The organism is Pseudomonas sp. RW10S2, from assembly GCF_014268985.1.
Lineage (GTDB): Bacteria > Pseudomonadota > Gammaproteobacteria > Pseudomonadales > Pseudomonadaceae > Aquipseudomonas > Aquipseudomonas wayambapalatensis.
The window spans coordinates 1-17623 of sequence record NZ_JABWRO010000028.1 but is presented as its reverse complement, the minus strand read 5'-3'; the positions used below and the strand labels follow the sequence as shown (position 1 = coordinate 17623).

Annotated in this window: 15 protein-coding genes; 5 read left to right on the top strand and 10 right to left on the bottom strand. The window is 65.4% G+C overall.

Annotated elements, in window-relative coordinates:
* Position 1: 1 nt before the first annotated feature.
* From HU729_RS08790 to HU729_RS08760, 7 genes are read right to left on the bottom strand one after another with little or no spacing between them, the layout of a single operon-like run.
* Positions 2-1057 (bottom strand): ABC transporter substrate-binding protein, encoded by a 1056-nt coding sequence (locus tag HU729_RS08790; RefSeq protein WP_186709573.1) that lies wholly within the window; start codon positions 1055-1057, stop codon positions 2-4.
* 16 nt (positions 1058-1073) lie between these two features.
* Positions 1074-2210 carry an FAD-dependent oxidoreductase gene (locus tag HU729_RS08785; protein WP_186709572.1) on the bottom strand — a complete coding sequence of 379 codons (1137 nt, stop codon included), beginning with the start codon at positions 2208-2210 and terminating at the stop codon, positions 1074-1076.
* Complete coding sequence (locus HU729_RS08780; protein WP_186709571.1) at positions 2207-3562, bottom strand: FAD/NAD(P)-binding oxidoreductase; 1356 nt, start codon at positions 3560-3562, stop codon at positions 2207-2209. Before HU729_RS08780 ends, HU729_RS08785 begins: the two co-directional genes overlap by 4 nt.
* Complete coding sequence (locus HU729_RS08775) at positions 3559-3849, bottom strand: (2Fe-2S)-binding protein (RefSeq protein WP_186667160.1); 291 nt, start codon at positions 3847-3849, stop codon at positions 3559-3561. Before HU729_RS08775 ends, HU729_RS08780 begins: the two co-directional genes overlap by 4 nt.
* A 1-nt stretch (position 3850) precedes the next feature.
* The gene (locus HU729_RS08770; protein ID WP_186709570.1) at positions 3851-4645 is read right to left on the bottom strand and encodes an ABC transporter permease; all 795 of its coding nucleotides are present in this window, start codon (positions 4643-4645) and stop codon (positions 3851-3853) included.
* 3 nt (positions 4646-4648) lie between these two features.
* Positions 4649-5527, bottom strand: a complete 879-nt coding sequence (locus HU729_RS08765) for an ABC transporter permease (RefSeq protein ID WP_186709581.1) — start codon at positions 5525-5527, stop codon at positions 4649-4651.
* An 8-nt stretch (positions 5528-5535) separates the two neighbouring features.
* Positions 5536-6561, bottom strand: coding sequence for an ABC transporter ATP-binding protein (locus tag HU729_RS08760; RefSeq protein WP_186709568.1), 1026 nt, complete (start codon positions 6559-6561; stop codon positions 5536-5538).
* A gap of 238 nt (positions 6562-6799) precedes the next feature.
* Between HU729_RS08760 and HU729_RS08755 the strand changes: the two genes are divergently transcribed.
* On the top strand, positions 6800-7624 hold the full coding sequence (locus HU729_RS08755) for an IclR family transcriptional regulator (protein WP_186667157.1): 825 nt from the start codon (positions 6800-6802) through the stop codon (positions 7622-7624).
* An 82-nt stretch (positions 7625-7706) separates the two neighbouring features.
* Here HU729_RS08755 and HU729_RS08750 read toward each other — a convergent pair whose 3' ends face one another.
* On the bottom strand, positions 7707-9833 hold the full coding sequence (locus HU729_RS08750) for a methyl-accepting chemotaxis protein (protein ID WP_186709567.1): 2127 nt from the start codon (positions 9831-9833) through the stop codon (positions 7707-7709).
* 65 nt (positions 9834-9898) lie between these two features.
* Positions 9899-11251 (bottom strand): APC family permease, encoded by a 1353-nt coding sequence (locus tag HU729_RS08745; RefSeq protein WP_186709566.1) that lies wholly within the window; start codon positions 11249-11251, stop codon positions 9899-9901.
* A 542-nt stretch (positions 11252-11793) separates the two neighbouring features.
* Between HU729_RS08745 and HU729_RS08740 the strand changes: the two genes are divergently transcribed.
* Together HU729_RS08740 and nadA are read left to right on the top strand one after the other, a co-directional pair.
* Positions 11794-13302, top strand: a complete 1509-nt coding sequence (locus HU729_RS08740) for a YdgA family protein (RefSeq protein ID WP_186709565.1) — start codon at positions 11794-11796, stop codon at positions 13300-13302.
* Positions 13303-13563: 261 nt separating this feature from the next.
* A complete protein-coding gene (gene nadA / locus HU729_RS08735) occupies positions 13564-14622 on the top strand; it encodes a quinolinate synthase NadA (RefSeq protein WP_186667152.1) in 1059 nt (352 codons plus the stop codon).
* 94 nt (positions 14623-14716) lie between these two features.
* On the opposite strand, the gene HU729_RS08730 is transcribed toward nadA, so the two are convergent.
* Positions 14717-16150, bottom strand: coding sequence for a M48 family metalloprotease (locus HU729_RS08730; RefSeq protein ID WP_186709563.1), 1434 nt, complete (start codon positions 16148-16150; stop codon positions 14717-14719).
* Positions 16151-16269: 119 nt separating this feature from the next.
* Between HU729_RS08730 and HU729_RS08725 the strand changes: the two genes are divergently transcribed.
* The gene (locus tag HU729_RS08725; RefSeq protein ID WP_186667150.1) at positions 16270-16509 is read left to right on the top strand and encodes a sulfurtransferase TusA family protein; all 240 of its coding nucleotides are present in this window, start codon (positions 16270-16272) and stop codon (positions 16507-16509) included.
* 23 nt (positions 16510-16532) lie between these two features.
* The gene (locus HU729_RS08720; protein ID WP_186667149.1) at positions 16533-17603 is read left to right on the top strand and encodes an AI-2E family transporter; all 1071 of its coding nucleotides are present in this window, start codon (positions 16533-16535) and stop codon (positions 17601-17603) included.
* The last annotated feature ends 20 nt before the right edge of the window (positions 17604-17623 follow it).

The window sequence follows — 17623 nt, the reverse complement described above, 5'->3', positions numbered from 1 at the left end:
TCTATCGCTCGATTGACCGACTCCAGCGTGCGTTCCACTGTGGGCGCTGCTGGTTGACCTCGTCCCAGTTCACCACCACGGCGCTCTGCTGATACTGCTGCATCGCCTCGACCTGGCCGCGGGTGCGTTCGGTGGTCGGGGTCGTGGGGTTGGACGGAATCTGGTCGCCTTCCTCCAGCGCCGGGGCTTGGGCCGCAGGCGTCAGCAGGTAGGCGGCGAGCTTCTGCGCCAGCTCCGGCTGGTCGTTGTTGGCCACCACGCATTCGGCGAAGTTCAGCACCACTGCCCCTTCCTTGGGCTGGGCGTAGGCCACCGGGATACCCTTGGCCTGCAAGGTGGTGACCTGGGTGGGCGTCAGTGGGAACAACGCGGCCTCGTCGGTCTGCACCATCTCGGAGATCTTCGCCGAGCTGGCGATGTACTCCAGCACGTTCGGCCCGACCTGCTTGGGCCAGGCCTTGAAGCCCGGTTCGACGTTGCTTTCGTCACCGCCCTGGAGGCGGTTGTACATCAGGAAGCCGTGCAGGCCGAAGGTCGAGGAGGCCAGCGACTGGAACACCAGCTTGTCCTTGAAGCGCGGGTCTTGCAGGTCGCTCCACGAGGTTGGCGCTGCCCAGCCGTTCTTCTCGAACAGGCGGGTGTTGTAGGCCAGCCCCGTCACGCCGAGGCTGACGGCCACGGCTTCTTCCTTGATGCGTGCCTTCTGCGGAATCTGCGACAAGGCCTCGCTGGGCTGCAGCTTGCTGCACAGCCCCATCGAGATGGCTCGGTACATGATGCCGTCGTCAAGCATCACCACATGCATCTGCGGCTTCTTGCTGTTGGCCTGGACCTTGGCCAGGTGGTCGGCCGAGGTGCCGGGCACGATCACTACCTTGACGTTGTTCGCCTGCTCGAAGGCCGGCAGCACCTTGTCGGCGTAGGTACGCTCCATGGTGCCGCCGTTCATGCCCAGGTACAGGGTCGGGGTGGCGGCCTGCAGCGTGGGGCTGGCGGCGAGCAGGGCCAGTGACAGGCAGGACAAGCCGGTGCCGAGCATACGTTTGACGTGTTTCATGAAAGCGACCTTCCTCTTAGTGGTTGGAGGCCAGGTCGTGACGGACCTGGAAACGACGGATGGAAAATGCCTCGATCGGCTGCCTGCTGGCGCCGTCGCAGACGAGCTCGGCCAGTGCCTCGCCGACCGCCGGGCCGATCTGGAAGCCCGCCCCGGCAAAGCCGAAGCCATGCAACAGGCCGGGTTGGGTGGTGCTGGCGCCGATCACCGGCTCGTGGTCGGGCAGATAGCCTTCGGTGCCGCTCCAGGTGCGGATCGCCTGGGTGCCAGCCAGAAACGGGTAGAGTTCGACGGCGTTGCGCAGGATCGCCAGCACCGCTGACTGCCCTGGGCGAGCGCGTTGTGCGTCGAGGGCAAAACCACGCCCGCCGCCGAGCACGCAATTGCCGCGGGCGACCTGGCGAGCATAGATGCCGCCACCCTCGACACCGGTGCTGGCATTCATCACCCAAGGCAAGGGCTCGGTGACCAGCATCGCCGGGTGGCCGGACTCCATCGGCACCGGCTCGCCAAACTGCGCCGCCAGATCGGCGGCCCAGGCACCGGCACAATTGAGCAGCCACGGCGCGCGCAGGCGCAGGCCGCTCTGGGTGTGCAGGATGAAGCGCTGGCCATCATGCTCGACGCGGCTGTCGCCGGCCTGCTCGATGACCCGTGCGCCCTGCTGGCGGGCGGCACGGGCGAAAGCGGGGGAGACCAGGCGTGGGTTGGCGTGGCCATCGTCGGCGCAGTACGAGGCGCCGACGGCGATCTCGCCGACCCAGGGGTAGCGGGCGCGCAGGGCGGCGCGGTCGAGTAGTTGCAGGTCCAGGCCGTGGTCGCGGCTGGCCGCCTCATAGCCTTGCAGTGCGACGAAGTCGGCCTCGCTGCGTGCCAGTTTCAGGTGCCCGGAGCGCAGGTATTCGCCATCGATGCCGATCAACACAGGCAGTTCGCCCCAGATCTGGTGCGCCCGCTGCGACAACGGCAACTGCGCCAGGCTGCGCCCCTGGCGGCGCACGCCGCCGTAGTTGACACCGCTGGACTGTGCGCCGCAGAACCCACGCTCCAGCAAGGTTACCGAATGGCCACGCCGGGCCAGGGCAAGCGCCGCCGACGCGCCGACGATACCGGCGCCCATGACGATCACCTCCGATTCGATCCACGGGCTCATGCGTCATGCTCCACGCCGAAGGGCAGGGGTTTGATCGGTGCCTGGGCGCGCAGACGGCCGACCTCGTGCAGGGCCTTGCCACTGCAATGGGCGATGATTTCCGCCGCTGCCGCGCCGCACATGCGGCCCTGGCAGCGGCCCATGCCGACCCGGCAGTGAGCCTTGACCCGGTTGATCTCCCAATGGCCTTCGCCGACCACGGCGCGCAGCTCGCCGACGCTGATTTCTTCGCAGCGGCACACCACCAGATCGTCCGGTGCCTGTTCGGCCCAGTGCTCGGGGAAGGGGAAGGCGGCTTCGAGCCCTTCACGGAAACGGCCAATGCGCGTCAGGCGTTTTTCCAGGGTGCGGCAACGCTGGGGGGCGACGGTTTGGCCGAGGTCCTGCAGCACCGCCAGGGCGGCGCGTTCGCCAGCCATTTCGGCGGCGTCGGCGCCCATGATCCCGGCGCCGTCGCCGGCGAGGTAGACATCGTGCTCGCTGCTGCGCCCGGCCTGGTCGCGGCGCGGCAGCCAGGCCCGGTTGAGCGTGCTCCACTCGAATGCGCAGCCGAGCAGGTCGGCCAACTGCGTTTCGCTGCGCAGCGCATGGGCAAAGGCCAGCGCATCGCATTCGGTGTCATGTAGCTGATCGCCCTTGCGCCATACCGCCCGTTGCACCTGTTGCCCGCCTTCGATGCGTTCCAGCGTCGCGCCCTGATGCACCGGCACGCCATGGGCGCTGAGCCAGGCGCGGTAGTACAGGCCCTTGCCCAGGGTTGCCGGTTGCTCGAGCAGCTCAGGCAGGGCGCGGCACTGGGCGCTGAAGGGCGCGCTGTCGAGCACGCCGAGGACCTTGGCACCGGCCTTGGCGTACTGGTAGGCGACCAGATAAAGCAATGGCCCGCTGCCGCAAAACAGCACGCGCTCGCCGATGGCGCAGCCCTGATGCTTGAGCGCGATCTGCGCGGCCCCCAGGGTGTAGACCCCGGGCAGCGTCCACCCCGGCACCGGCAGCACCCGGTCGGTGGCGCCGGTGGCGATGATCAGGCGCTGGTAGGGCAGGTGCGCGGCATGGCCGTCGCGCAGGGTGTCCAGGGCGCCGTGCTCGGCGTTCCATACCAAGGTGCCGGGGCGATAGTCGATCTGCCCGGCAAGCGCATCGAGGGTCTGGTGCAGCGCGCTGGCCTTGCGGGCCTCGAAACCATAGAGCTGGCGCGCCGGTCGCGTGAAGTTGGCCGGCTGGCGGCGATAGATCTGCCCGCCGCCCTGGCTGGCTTCGTCGATCAGGACTGGATGCACACCGTGCTCCACCAGCGTCTGCGCGGCGCGGATCCCGGCGGGGCCGGCTCCGACGATCACCACGGCGCTCATGGCCGGCGCCCCGGTTCGCGCAGCACCTGCTGCCCGGTTTCCAGCGCGGTGGCGCAGGCGCGTACGCGGCGGCCATCGCCCAGCCGTACCCAGCAGTCCTGGCAGGCGCCCATCAGGCAGAAACCGGCGCGCGGCTCGGCGCTGAAGTCGCTGCCGCGCAGGTGCGCGCCGCTGGTCAATATGGCGGTCAGCAGGGTGTCGCCGAGCAGGCCACAGGCCGGCTCGCCGTCGAGGGTGAAGTCCAGCACCGGGCGCTGGTGCTCGGCGAGGCGTTTGAACAAGGCCATGTCAGTGCTTCCCTACCAGGACCCGATCCAGGCCATAGACCCGGTCGAGCAGAATCATGGTCACCGCTGTCAGGACGATCACCAGGGCCGACACCGCAGCCATCATCGGATCGATGGACTCGGTGGCGTAGACGTACATCTTCACCGGCAGGGTCTGGGTGGCCGGCGAGGTGACGAAGATCGAGAGGGTCACCTCGTCGAAGCTGTTGATGAATGCCAGCAGCCAGCCGCCGGCGATACCGGGCAGGATCATCGGCAGGGTGATCTTGCGAAACAGCGTGAAGCGGCTCGCACCCAGCGATTCGGCGGCCTGCTCGGCGCTGCGATCGACGCCGATGGCGGCGGCGATCACCAGGCGCAGCACATAAGGGGTGATCACCACCGTGTGCGCCAGGACCAGCCAGGTGAAGCTGCCGTTGACCCCGAGCAGGGCGAACAGGCGCAGCAGCGCCACCCCTAGCACCAGGTGCGGAATGATGATCGGCGACAGGAACAGCACGTTGAGAAAGTCGCGTCCGGGGAACTGCAGGCGCGTGATCGCAAGCCCTGCCGGCACTGCGATCAGCGTCGCCAGGCTGGCGGCGAGAAACGCCAGCTGCAGGCTGTTTTTGAAGGCTTCGAGGAAGTCGGCGCGCTCGAATACCGCTTCGAACCAGCGCAGCGAGAACCCCGCCGTAGGAAGGCTCAAGGTGTTTTCCGGGGTGAATGCCACCAGGCACACCACCACCAGTGGTGCGAGCATGAAGACCACCACCAGGCTGTGGAAGGTCAGGGCCAGAGGACCGTTCTTGGACATGAGTTACCCCAGCGATTTCTTGTAGCGGCGTTCGATCATGCGGTTCCACGACAGCATGATCAGCAGGTTGACCAGCAGCAGGGCGATGGCGATGGCCGCGCCCATGGGCCAGTTCAGGTCGGCCAGGTACTGGTCGTAGACCAGCGTGGCGACCATCTTCAGCCGGCGCCCGCCGAGCAGGCCGGGGATGGCAAAGGAACTGGCGGCCAGGCCGAAGACGATCAGCGTGCCGGACAGCACCCCCGGCATCACTTGCGGCAGCACCACCAGGCGCATGACCTTGGCCTGGCTGGCGCCAAGTGACAGCGCGGCCTGTTCGGCGGCGGGGTCGAGCTTCTGCAGGCTGGTCCAGACCGGGATGATCATGAACGGCAGCATCACGTGGACCAGCGCGACGATCACCGCGAACGGGGTGTACAACAGCTTCATCGGCGCGCCACCCAGGGCCTGGATCGCGTGGTTGACCAGCCCGTCGGCGCCCAGCAACAAGCTCCAGCCGAAGGCGCGCACCACCACCGAGATCAGCAGTGGGGTGAGGATCACCACCAGGAAGATCGAGCGCCACGGGCTGCCCATGCGGCTGAGGATGTAGGCCTCGGGTACGCCGATCACCACGCACAGCAGGGTGACCAGGGCGCTGATCCAGAAGGTGCGCCAGAAGATTTCGAGGAAGTAGCTGTCGCCGAGCAGGGCCAGGTAGTGCTCGAAGGTCCAGTGGTCGGCGCGGATGCCGACTTCGTAGTCGAACACATTGAACGACAGCACCAGGGTCAGCAGCAGAGGCACGACCAGCAGGGCGGCGAACAACGCCAGTGCTGGCGCCGACAGCAGGTAGCCGCGCAGGTCACGGTGTTGCCTGGCGCAGGTGGCGGGGGCAGGCATGGCGCTGTTCATGCGCTCACCTCGTCGGCAGCGAGCACCCGCAGTAGCTCGGGCTGCCAGTCCAGGCCGACATCGACACCTTCACCGAGCGGTGCGCTGCCATCGTTGCGCCGCACCACGGTCAGTTCGCCCAGCGGTGTGCCGATGCGGTACAGCCATTGGCTGCCAAGGAAGTAGCGGGTCAGGATGCGGCCCTGCAGGCGACCGGCGCCGTTGTCGAGCAGGTCGATCTTTTCCGGGCGCAGGCTCAGGGTCAGGCTGGCGTCGCGGCTGTGTTGCACCTGTGGCAGGCCCGCGCCGTCCAGCTCGCCGGGCAACAGGTTGGCCTTGCCGACGAAGTCGGAGATGAAGCGGGTGCGCGGGTGTTCGTAGAGGCGATACGGCTCGTCGACCTGGGTGACGCGCCCGGCCTGCATCACCACCACGCGGTCGCTGATCGACAGGGCTTCGGCCTGGTCGTGGGTGACCATCAGCGTGGTGATGCCGACTTCGCTCTGGATCCTGCGGATCTCGAACTGCATCTCTTCGCGCAGGTTGGCGTCGAGGTTCGACAGTGGCTCGTCGAGCAGCAGCACCGGTGGTTCGATCACCAGCGCCCGGGCCAAGGCCACACGCTGGCGCTGGCCACCTGACAGTTCGCGTGGATAGCGTTCGGCATGCCGGTCCAGGCGCACCAGCGCCAGTACCTCGGTCACCTTGCGGCGAATCTCGGCTTCGGGCTGCTTGCGCATGCGCAGGCCGAAGGCGACGTTGTCGGCCACGGTCATGTGCGGGAACAGGGCGTAGCTCTGGAACACCACACCCAGGCCACGGCTGCTGGGCTTGGCGTGGGTGATGTCGCGTCCGTCGAGCAGGATGCGGCCGCTGCTGACGTCGACGAAGCCGGCGATCATCTGCAGGGTGGTGGTCTTGCCGCAGCCTGAAGGTCCGAGCAAGGAGACGAATTCGCCTTGTTCGATGGCGAGGTTGGTGGCGACCACGGCGTCGATCGCGCCGTAGCGTTTGCAAAGATTGTCCAGTTGCAGAAAGGCCATGACTGCGTTCCACCTGTCTTTTGTCGCGTGTCGGGCACACTTGTTGTTGGGGGCAGATGCAAGGAGGCAAATCGAGGACCGATGAATACTCACGAGGCCACCGGTGTGTTGTTCGATTTGTCCCGGTGGACGCAGAGTAGGCGCAAGCCTAGGATGGCATCAATGGCGAATTTCACTGAGTCGAGCACTATTTTCAGTTTTATTCGCTCAGTGAAATTCAGGTAAGGACAAGCACAAATTGAATTCCGATAAACGAAATCATGAAGAGCCTGGGGTCAGTGTGGTCTCGCGCTTGTTCGCGGTGCTGAGGGTATTGGGCGAGGCGCCGGTGGAGGGCATGCGGGTGATCGAACTGGCCGAGCAGGTCGGCCTGTCGCAGCCGACCGTGCACCGGCTGGTGCGCAGCCTGGTGGATGAAGGCATGGTCGAGCAGGAGGCGCGCAGCAAGCGTTATCGTTTGAGCCTGGCCTTCTTTGCCCTGGCGGCGCGGGCAGGCAACAGCGGCAACCTGCGCGATCTGGTGCGGCCCAGCTTGCTGCGTCTGTCGGCCTCGCTGGGGGACTCGCTGTTTCTGCTGGCGCGCAGTGGGTTCGATGCGGTGTGTCTGGATCGCAGCGAAGGGCCGTATCCGATCCGTACCTTCACCGGCGATATCGGTGGGCGTGTGGCGTTGGGCGTGGGGCAGGGGAGCCTGGCGATCCTCGCCTTCCTGCCGGAGGAGGAGCGCGAGGCGGTGATTCGCAACAATCTGCCGCGGCTACGGGATTTTCACCTGTACGACGAGGTGTTCCTGCGTGCGGAGGTGGAGAACGTGCGGCGCCAGGGTTATGCCGCACGCAATACCGGCGTGCTGCCGGGCATGGCCGGGCTGGCGGTGCCGATCCTCGATGGCAATGGCCATGCCGTGGCGGCGTTGAGCGTGGCGACCATCAGTGACCGGCTGGGGCCGGAGCGGCTGCCGATGGTGGTCGAGTTGCTCAAGCGCGAAACGACGGCGATCGGGCCGAGGATCAATCCGTTCGATCCGACCTTGCGCCATCCTTCGCGGGTGTTCGGGGAGTGAATGTCGCGGTGTCCCTTTCGCGGGCAAGCTCGCTCTTACCCTGTGGGGCTTGCCCGCGAAAAGAACAGCGCAGTACCGCCGATCAGGTCCTGAACTGCTCCATCAGTGCCTGCTGCTGATTGGCCAGGCGGTTCAGCGCCTGGCTGATCCGCGCCGACTCTTCGGCCTGCCCTGACAACGACTCGGTCACATCACGAATACCCGCCACGTTGCGGTTCACCTCCTCAGCCACCGCGCTCTGTTCCTCGGCCGCCGACGCGATCTGCAGGTTCATGTCGCTGATCACCGCCACGGCCTCGCCGATTCGCTGCAGGGCCGGGAGCGCCTGGTCCATGCGCTGGGCATTGTCCTGGGCCTGGCGTTGACCGGCCTGCATGGCATCGACCACATCGCGCGTGCCTTGCTGCAGGCCTTCGATCACCACGCGGATCTCCTCCACCGACACCTGGGTGCGCTGGGCCAGGTTGCGCACCTCGTCGGCGACCACGGCAAACCCTCGGCCGGCTTCGCCCGCACGGGCGGCCTCGATGGCGGCGTTGAGGGCCAGCAGGTTGGTTTGTTCGGCGATGGCGCGGATCACCTCCAGTACAGAGCCGATCTGCTCGCTGCGCCCGGCCAGTGAACGGGCTTCGTCCATGGCCGCATCCATGCCCGCGGCCAGGTTGGCGATGGTCTGGCGGGTACTGGCGACCAGTTGCAGGCCCTCCTGGCTGGCCTGGTCGGCACCTTGCGCAGCCTCGGCAGCCTGCGAAGCGTTGTGGGCGACATCCTGCGCTGTGGCGCTCATCTCGTTGGCGGCGGTGGCCACCTGCTCGATCTCGCGGTGCTGCAGTTGCATGCCGGCACTGGTCTGGCTGGCGATGGCGGCCGACTGATCGGCCGTGCCGCGTGCTTCGTGCAGCGACGCCTTGACCTGGGCGATCACCGGCTGGAGCTTGTCGAGGAAACGGTTGAACCAGCCTGTCAGCTGGCCCAGTTCGTCGTCGCGGGCGTAGTCCAGGCGTCGGGTCAGATCGCCCTCGCCGCTGGCGATATCGCGAAGGCGCTCGGCCACGGCCAGGATTGGCCGCGTCACGCCGCGGGCGGTCAGCCACACCAGCAGCAGGCCGAGCACGGCAGCGACCAGGCCGATCAGCAGGCTGGTGAGGTTGGCCTGCTGGTTGTGGGTGTCCAGACGCTGGTTGACCGCCACGGCGGGGGCGCGCAGCACCGCTTCAGGCACTTCCAGCAGCACCTGCCAGGGCGCGGCGCCAGGGATCGGTGCGAACGGATGGGAGACGCGCAGCATCCCGCCTTCCTGGCGCTCGACTGGCTGACCGGTGCGCATCGGTGCCACCAGTTCGCGCACCGCCTCACCCAGCGCCTGCTCCAGGGGCTTGCTCAACTGGCTGGCGTCCTGGCTGTGCCCGGCCAGCAGGCCGACGGGGCTGACGATGCTGACCTGGCCCTGGCCTTCGAACAGCTCCTGGCGCCCAGCCAGGCTCAGTTGCTGTAGGTTGTCCAGGCCGAGGTCCAGGCCGACCACGCCGATCACCTTGCCGTCTTCCAGCAGTGGCAGGGCGATGCTGGTCATCAGCACCTGACGGCCGTTGACTTCGTCGAAGTAGGGGTCGAGCACACAGGCCTTGGCGGTTTCCAGCGGGCAGGTCAGCCAGCGGTTGTAGGCTGAGCCGTTGGCGCCGATGCTGGTGTCGGCCAGCATCGATTCGGGCATCGCTTCGGAGGCGACGTCGCCTGAGCCTTCGCGCGACCAGTACAGCGAGAAGCGTCCTTGCTCGTTGCTGCCCAGCTCGGCCTGGCCGCTGAAACGCGCGTCCTGGTGCTCCAGGGCGTCCGGTTGAAACACCAGGTAGAGGCCGATCAGGTCAGGGTTGCCTGCCAGTGCCGTACCGGCTTCCTTCACCAGTTCGCTGCGCAACTCGTCGCCCCCGCGCGCCCTGAGCACCTGCACCACGCGGGCGAAGCCATTGCCGTACTGATAAGCGTCCATGAAATAACGCTGGATGCGCAGCGACTGGGTCTCGGCGTGGGCCTGCAGGCGCTGCCGCGCGCTTTGATCGAGCAGTTCGGTGTTGGCGGTGAACACCTGTTCGGCGCTGCGTCGGGATTGGATCAGCGAAGTGGCCACCAGCAAGGTGACCACCGCCAGCAGGCACAGCCCGGCAAGCAGGGTGATTTTCCACTGGATGGAGAGACGGCGCAGCGACATGGAGCGTTTCCTTCTCGATCAAGACAACGTCCGCGGTCAGGCGCGGGCGTTGTCGGCAGGGTGGGTCATTCGGCCACGTAGCTTGGTGGGGCGACGCGGAACGCCTTGGTCAGCCAGGCCAGGTACAGCACGCCGCACAAGGCCCAGGCGCCGCCGAACGCCAGTGAGTGCTCGTCCAGGTCGATCCACAGCACGGCGATGATGCAAAAGCCTATCGTCGGCAGCACCAGATACTTGAGGTTGTTGGTCAGGCCCTTGTTGCGCCGTTCGCGAACATAGCAATGGTTGATGACTGACAGGTTGACGAAGCTGAAGGCCATCAGTGCGCCGAAGTTGATCACCGAGGTGGCGGTCACCAGGTCGAAGAAGATCGCCGACAGGGCGATCACGCCCACCACCACGATGTTCAGCACCGGGGTGCGATAGCGCGGGTGCAGACGGGCGAACAGGCGGGCCGGGATCGCCTCGTCGCGGCCCATCACGAACAGCAGGCGGGACACGCTGGCCTGGGACGCCAGGCCCGAGGCGATGGTGTTGATCACCGTGCAGGCGATGAACACCGACTGGAACAGCTTGCCACCGACGTACAGGGCGATTTCCGGCAGGGCCGCTTCATGATCCTGGAAGCGGTCCATGGTCGGGAAGTACGCCTGGATGAAGAACGACATGATGATGAACACCACGCCGCCGATCAGGGCGATCAGGAAGATCGCGCGTGGGATGGTGCGTGCCGGGTCGCGGGTTTCTTCTGACAGGCAGGTGACGGCGTCGAAGCCCAGGAACGAGAAGCACAGGATGGTTGCGCCGGCGACCAGCGCGCTGAACTGCGTCTGTTCATCGGCGAACGGCGTCAGCGTCCAGGCCGTGCCCAGCCCTTCGCCCTGGTGCAGGCCGCGCACGCAGAGGTAGACGAACACGGCCATGATCGCGATCTGCACCGCCACGAACAGGGTATTGAAGTTGGCCACCAGGTTGATGCTGCGCATGTTGACCAGGCTGATCAGGGTGACGAAGGCCACCACCCAGACCCATGCCGGCACCTCGGGGAACATTGCCGACAGGTACAGCTTTGCCAGCAGGGCGTTGACCATCGGCAGCAACAGGTAGTCGAGCAGCGACGACCAGCCGACCAGGAAACCGACGTGCGGGTTGATCGCACGTTGCGTGTAGGTGTAGGCCGATCCCGACTCCGGGAAGCGCCGCACCAGCGTGCCGTAGCTCACGGCGGTGAACAGGATACCCAGCAGGGCCAGGATATAGGCGCTGGGCACGTGACCGGCGGTAATGCCGGAGACGATGCCGAAGGTGTCGAAAACGGTCATCGGTGCGATGTACGCCAGACCGATGATCACCACCTGCCAGAGGCGCAGGGACTTGCGAAACTGCTCGTGACGATTGGCAGGGTGCTCAGGCTGCATGCTGGCACTCCCGGCGAAGGCGGGACGAAGCGGGCGACGGGCACGGCAAGGTCGAGCGGATGGGCTCCATGTTGTTCACCTTTTATAGCGGAGCGAAGGTTCGCGCGTGGGCGCGTGATCAGTACGGGCGGGGCCGGCGAAACGGCGGCGCCTGGGGGCAGGGGCGGACAGGCATGATGGCGGCGCGGTCTTTTTTCTTGATGTGGAGGGCGCGGAGCAAGGTGGGGAAAATAAAAGACGATTGGACGGTTGGGTGTCAAGTTAAACATGACAGGTTGATTGGTTTTCAGGTTTTTATCGGCTTTTTTTTCGCTGAAAATGTGTTTTCCTGGATGTTTAGGGCAAAAAGCAGATTTTAGTGTTCGTAAAATTTTACGATCGGCGCCGTCGGAGTTATCTGTCGGCAGTTGTAGGACGCGTCGCAAGTGCAGGAAAATCTCCCGGGTGGACACCGCGCCAGGCAAGCGACAGTGCTACGCTTGGCACCCCGGTCGCGTGCTTCGCGCCACCACCAGCCCTATGGACAGCAATCGGTTCTATTCATGAAGAAATCAGTAGGCATCCTTTCCGGCCTGGCCGTCGCCATCGCCGTCGTCACCACTGCTGGCGCCTGGTACACCGGCAAACAGCTGCCGACGGAGCTGGAGCAGTCCATCGCCCGCGGTAACGCGGAGTTGCAGAAGGCGCTGGTCGGTACGGGTGGCACCATGACCATCGAGCTGGTCTCGCTGGACCAGCACCTGTTCACCAGCGATGCGCAGTACCGGCTCAAGGCCAGTGACCTGCGTATCGGCGAAGGTGCGCCGGTGAGCTTCGAGGTCGGTGTGACCGACCACATCGAGCATGGCCCTTTCCCCTGGTCGCGGGTCAAGGCGTTCAAGCTGCTGCCGGTGATGGCGGTCAGCAACAGCCAGTTGCAGAAGGATGACAACACCGCATCGTGGTTTGCCGCCGCAGGCGACAAGTCGCCAGTGGTCGGCCAGGTCAGCCTGGGTTATGGCGGTGGTGTCGAGAGCGACATCCGGCTGGCGCCGGTCAAGCTGGACGAAGGTGATGGCAATGTCCTCGACTTCGCCGGCATGCAACTGGTGCTCAAGGGGGATCGTGAAGGCAAGGCGGTGGAAATCCACGGCAATGCCGAGCGTCTGGACATGACCCTGGTTGGTGATGATCACCCGCCGGTCAAGTTGCAGTTCAATGGTTTCAAGATCGGCGGCGAGCTGGCCAGTACCGGGCACGACATGATCTATGTCGGCCACCTGAACCTGCTGCTGGCCGATCTGCAAGCCACGCTCGGGCCGAAGCAGGACGTGCTGGTGCTCAAGGGGCTGGAGCAGAACAACCTGTACAGCGCCGAGGGCCAGGACAAGCTGGGCGGGCGCCTGGAGTACAAGGTGTCCGATATCACCTACGCCGGTCGCGCGGTAGGCAGCGGGCAAATGGTGCTGAGCATGAAGTCGGTGAACATGCCGGCCACCCAGGCACTGCTGGAGTGGTATCAGACCAAGGTGCCCGAGCTGCAGGAAGCTGCTGCCCGTGGCGAGGCGGTGCCGTCGCTGAACATGAGCCCCGAGGAGACCGCCAAGGTCCAGGGCGACCTGCAGAAATTGTTGGCCGACAAGCCGCAGCTGGCGCTGGAAGACCTGTCGTTCAAGACGGCGAATGGTCAGAGCCACTTCAACCTGTCGCTGGACTTCGCCAATCCGACGTCCTTCGACCTGCCGCCAGACCAGATCGCCAAGCAAATGGTGACCCGCCTGCAGGGCAAGCTGTCGCTGTCCAAGGCGATGGTCGGCGACCTCGCCACGCTGCAGGCGCTGCTTGACGGTCAGACCGACGCCCAGGCCATCGCCCTGCAGTCGGGCCAGGCCGGGGAAATGCTCGGCATGATGGCGCTGCAGAGCGGCATGGCCACGGTCGAGGGTAACGACGTGGTGTCGAGCCTGCATTACGCCGATGGCATGGTGGACTTCAACGGCAAGAAGATGACTGTCGAGGAGTTTGCCGTGCTGATGAGCATGCACCTGGCGGCTTTGTCGCCACAGGGCTGACGATTGCCTTGAGTTCTGCGCGGGTAAACCCGTTCCTGCAGTGGTGGTGTACCTCTGGGGGCGGGTTTATCCGCGAATGTCTTATCCTGGCAAAAACACCTTTTGCATTCCCCCGATTGCCTGTAGCCTTCGCCGTCCGATAATAATCCGCGCCCGCAGAGGGGTCGCGATGGCCCGCCACTGCCGGCCATCCGGCACCGTTAGCCGATCTGCCAGGGCCGGGTGGTACACTCGACTGACGCGCACGCAGGTCCAGCGATCATGACCCAGATTTCCGAACGTCTCCTGGTTCAAGCCCACCTTGACGCCAAGCAGCCCCATCCGCTGACGCCCGCGCAGGAGGCCGATTACCGTGCGGCCATCGCTGCCGAGCTCAAGGCGCAGAATGCGGTTCTGGTTGCCCACTTCTACTGCGATCCGGTGATCCAGGCCCTGGCCGAGGAAACCGGTGGTTGCGTTTCCGACTCGCTCGAAATGGCCCGCTTCGGCAAGAACCATCCGGCTGAGACCGTGGTGGTCGCCGGTGTGCGTTTCATGGGTGAGACCGCGAAGATCCTCACCCCGGAAAAGCGCATTTTGATGCCGACCCTGGAAGCCACCTGCTCCCTCGACCTGGGCTGCCCGGTGGAGGAGTTCTCGGCGTTCTGCGATCAGCACCCGGAACGTACCGTGGTGGTTTATGCCAACACCTCGGCAGCGGTAAAGGCGCGTGCCGACTGGGTGGTGACCTCCAGCTGCGCGTTGGAGATCGTCGAGACCCTGATGGACAACGGCGAGACCATCATCTGGGGCCCGGACCAGCACCTGGGCCGTTACATCCAGAAGAAAACCGGCGCCGACATGTTGCTGTGGGACGGTGCCTGCATCGTTCACGAAGAGTTCAAGTCGCGCCAGTTGGCCGACATGAAGGCGCTGTATCCGGATGCAGCGATCCTGGTGCACCCGGAGTCGCCGGAGTCGGTGATCGAACTGGCCGATGCGGTGGGGTCTACCAGCCAGCTGATCAAGGCTGCGCAGACGCTCCCCAACAAGACCTTCATCGTCGCCACCGACCGCGGCATCTTCTACAAGATGCAGCAGCTGTGTCCGGACAAGGTATTCGTCGAAGCGCCGACCGCCGGCAATGGCGCCGCCTGCCGCAGTTGCGCGCACTGCCCGTGGATGGCGATGAACACGCTGGAGCGCACGCTGGATTGCCTGCGCAAGGGCAGCAATGAGATTTTCGTCGAGCCTGCGCTGATTCCGCGTGCGATCAAGCCGCTGAACCGGATGCTGGACTTTACCCAGGCGGCGCGTCTCAAACTCTCCGGTAACGCCTGACGCCAGACTGCCGCTCCCTCAGTGTGTGATGTCCTCGCTCGCTGTGGGAGCGGGCTCGTCCCGCGATTGGGGCGCGCAGCGGCCCCTGTCCATATCAGCGCATCATGTCCTTGACCATCCGCTGCTGCTCCATGATCTCCCGCTGGCGCTGGTCGATCTGCGAAGCCAGTGGGAAGTTGCTTCCTGCCCGGCGCTTGGCGTAGTCCAACTGCTGGATTGCCTGATCGAAATCGCCCACCAGCGTGAAGTACTCCGCCCGTGCCCGGTGCAGGCCAATCGTGTTGCCTGACAGCCCGCGCACCTCGGCTACGTCGTACCAGACATCCGGGTCGTCCGGCCGGTTCTTGACCAGGTCGTCCAGCACCTTTTCTGCTTCGGCTGGCTTGCTCTGCTTGACCAGCAGGTCGGCGCTCACCTGCTTGAGCGGGTAGTTACCCGGATACAGCCCTTGCATGCGGGTGACGCGCTGCTGGGCATCGGCCAGGCGGTTGTTGGTGATGTCCAGGTCGATCTGCGCCAGGTTGTAGGTGATGTCGTTGGGCGCCTTGGCCAGCAGCGGCTTGAGGTTTTCCCGTGCCTCGTTCAGCTGGCCACCCTTGATCTGCGCCAGGGCCAGACCGTAGCGGGCAGCGTCGAGGTTGGGGTTTTCGTCAAGCTGGGCACGGAAGCGCTTGGCCGCGAGGCCCGGCGTGCCTTCGTAGGTGAGGGCGACGCGGGCGCGGATCAGTTGGTAGCGCAGGCTGTCTTCGACGCCGCCTTTGGGCGCCTGTTCTGCGCGGTTGCGGGTGTCGGCGATACGCGATTCGGTGACCGGGTGGGTCAGGAGGAATTCCGGCGGCTTGGCGTCATAGCGGTACTGGCGGGCCAGGCGCTCGAACATGCTCGGCATGTTGCGTGGGTCGTAGCCGGCCTTTTCCAGGTTGAGGATGCCGATGCGGTCGGCTTCCTGCTCGTTCTGCCGCGAGAAGCGCCGCTGCTCCTGTAGGGCAGCGGCCTGGGTGCCGGCGATCACGCCGATCCCGGCGTCGCCGCCGCCACCGGCAGCCAGCACGATACCGGCCAGCAGCGCCGCCATCATGGGCAGTTGCATACGCTGCTGGGCCTCGACGCCGCGGGCGAAGTGGCGTTGCGACAAGTGCGCCAGTTCGTGGGCCAGCACCGAGGCGTACTCGCCTTCGGTCTGGGCGTTGAGGAACAGGCCGCCGTTGACCCCGACGATGCCGCCGGGCGCGGCGAAGGCGTTGAGCTCGCGGCTGTCGATCAGGATGAATTCCAGGCGCCGGTCCTGCAGCTGGCTGGTCTCGGCCAGCCGGTACACGCTGGTTTCGACGTAGTCCTTGAGCTGTGGGTCGTTGAGCTGGTTGACCTGTCCGCGCAGCAGGCTCAGCCAGGCGCGGCCCAGGTCGTGCTCCTGTTTCGGCGAAACGATCGCAGAGCTGGCATCACCCAGCGACGGCAGGTCGTCGGCATGGCCAGGAAGGGCCATCAGGCAGGCCAGCGTCAGCAGGGTAGGGCGCAGTAGATTCATGCACGAAGCTCGCGTCGATCAAAACCCTTACTGTAGCCCGCTCGCACCTTGCCGACCAGTGGCGGTATCCTACGGACATCGTCTGCAACACCTTATTGCGCCCGCCATGGAGACTCCTGATGATCGACACCCCGACCTGCGACGCTGAGCTCGACGCCAGCGGGCTGAACTGCCCATTACCGCTGCTCAAGGCGAAAATGGAGCTCAATCGCCTGGCCAGCGGCGCGGTCCTCAAAGTAGTGGCCACCGATGCCGGCTCGCAGCGTGACTTTCGCACGTTTGCCCAGCTTGCCGGTCATACGCTGCTTCGTGAAACGGCCGAGTCAGGGACCTACACCTACTGGCTACGCAAGGCCTGAGTCTTCTTTCCCAAGGATCGTCAATGTTCAAAGTGCTTCGCGACTGGATGCAGCGCTACTTCTCCGATGAGGAAGCAGTGGTGCTGGCGGTCCTGCTGTTCCTGGCCTTCACCGTGGTGCTCACGCTCGGCGGCATGCTCGCGCCGGTGCTGGCGGGCATGGTCCTGGCGTTTCTCATGCAGGGGCTGGTCAACGCCCTGGAGCGCTTCAAGGTGCCGACGCGCATGGCGGTGTGGTTGGTGTTCGCCCTGTTCATGGGGGCGCTGGGCGTGTTCCTGGTAGTGCTGGTGCCGTTGCTGTGGCACCAGTTGATCACCCTGTTCAACGAGTTGCCGGGCATGCTCGGCAAATGGCAATCGCTGTTGTTGCTGCTGCCGGAGCGCTATCCGCACCTGGTCTCCGACGAGCAGGTGCTGCGCGCCATCGAGTCGGTGCGTGGCGAGATCGGCAAGTTCGGCCAGTGGGCGCTGACGTTCTCGCTCTCCAGCCTGCCGCTGCTGGTCAATGCGATGATCTACCTGGTGCTGGTGCCGATCCTAGTGTTCTTCTTCCTCAAGGACCGCGAGATGATCGCCCGTTGGGTCAGCGGCTACCTGCCGCGTGAACGCAGGTTGCTGACCCGCGTGGGCGACGAGATGAATCGGCAGATCGCCAACTACATCCGCGGCAAGGGCATCGAGATCCTGATCTGCGGCATCGCCACCTATATCGCTTTCATCAGCCTGGGGCTCAACTACGCGGCCTTGCTGGCGCTGCTGGTGGGGCTGTCGGTGGTGGTGCCCTACGTGGGGGCGGTGGTGGTGACCGTGCCGGTGACCCTGATCGCGCTGTTCCAGTGGGGCTGGGGTGATCAGTTCTTCTACCTGATGGCGGTGTACGCGATCATCCAGGCGTTGGATGGCAACGTGCTGGTACCGCTGCTGTTCTCCGAAGCGGTGAGCCTGCACCCGGTGGCAATCATCTGCGCGGTGCTGCTGTTCGGTGGGCTGTGGGGGTTCTGGGGGATCTTCTTCGCCATTCCCCTGGCGACGCTGTTCAAGGCGGTACTCGACGCTTGGCCGCGGCAGGAGCCGACGGTGGCGCCACTACTGTAGGACTGTGGTGTTCTTTTCGC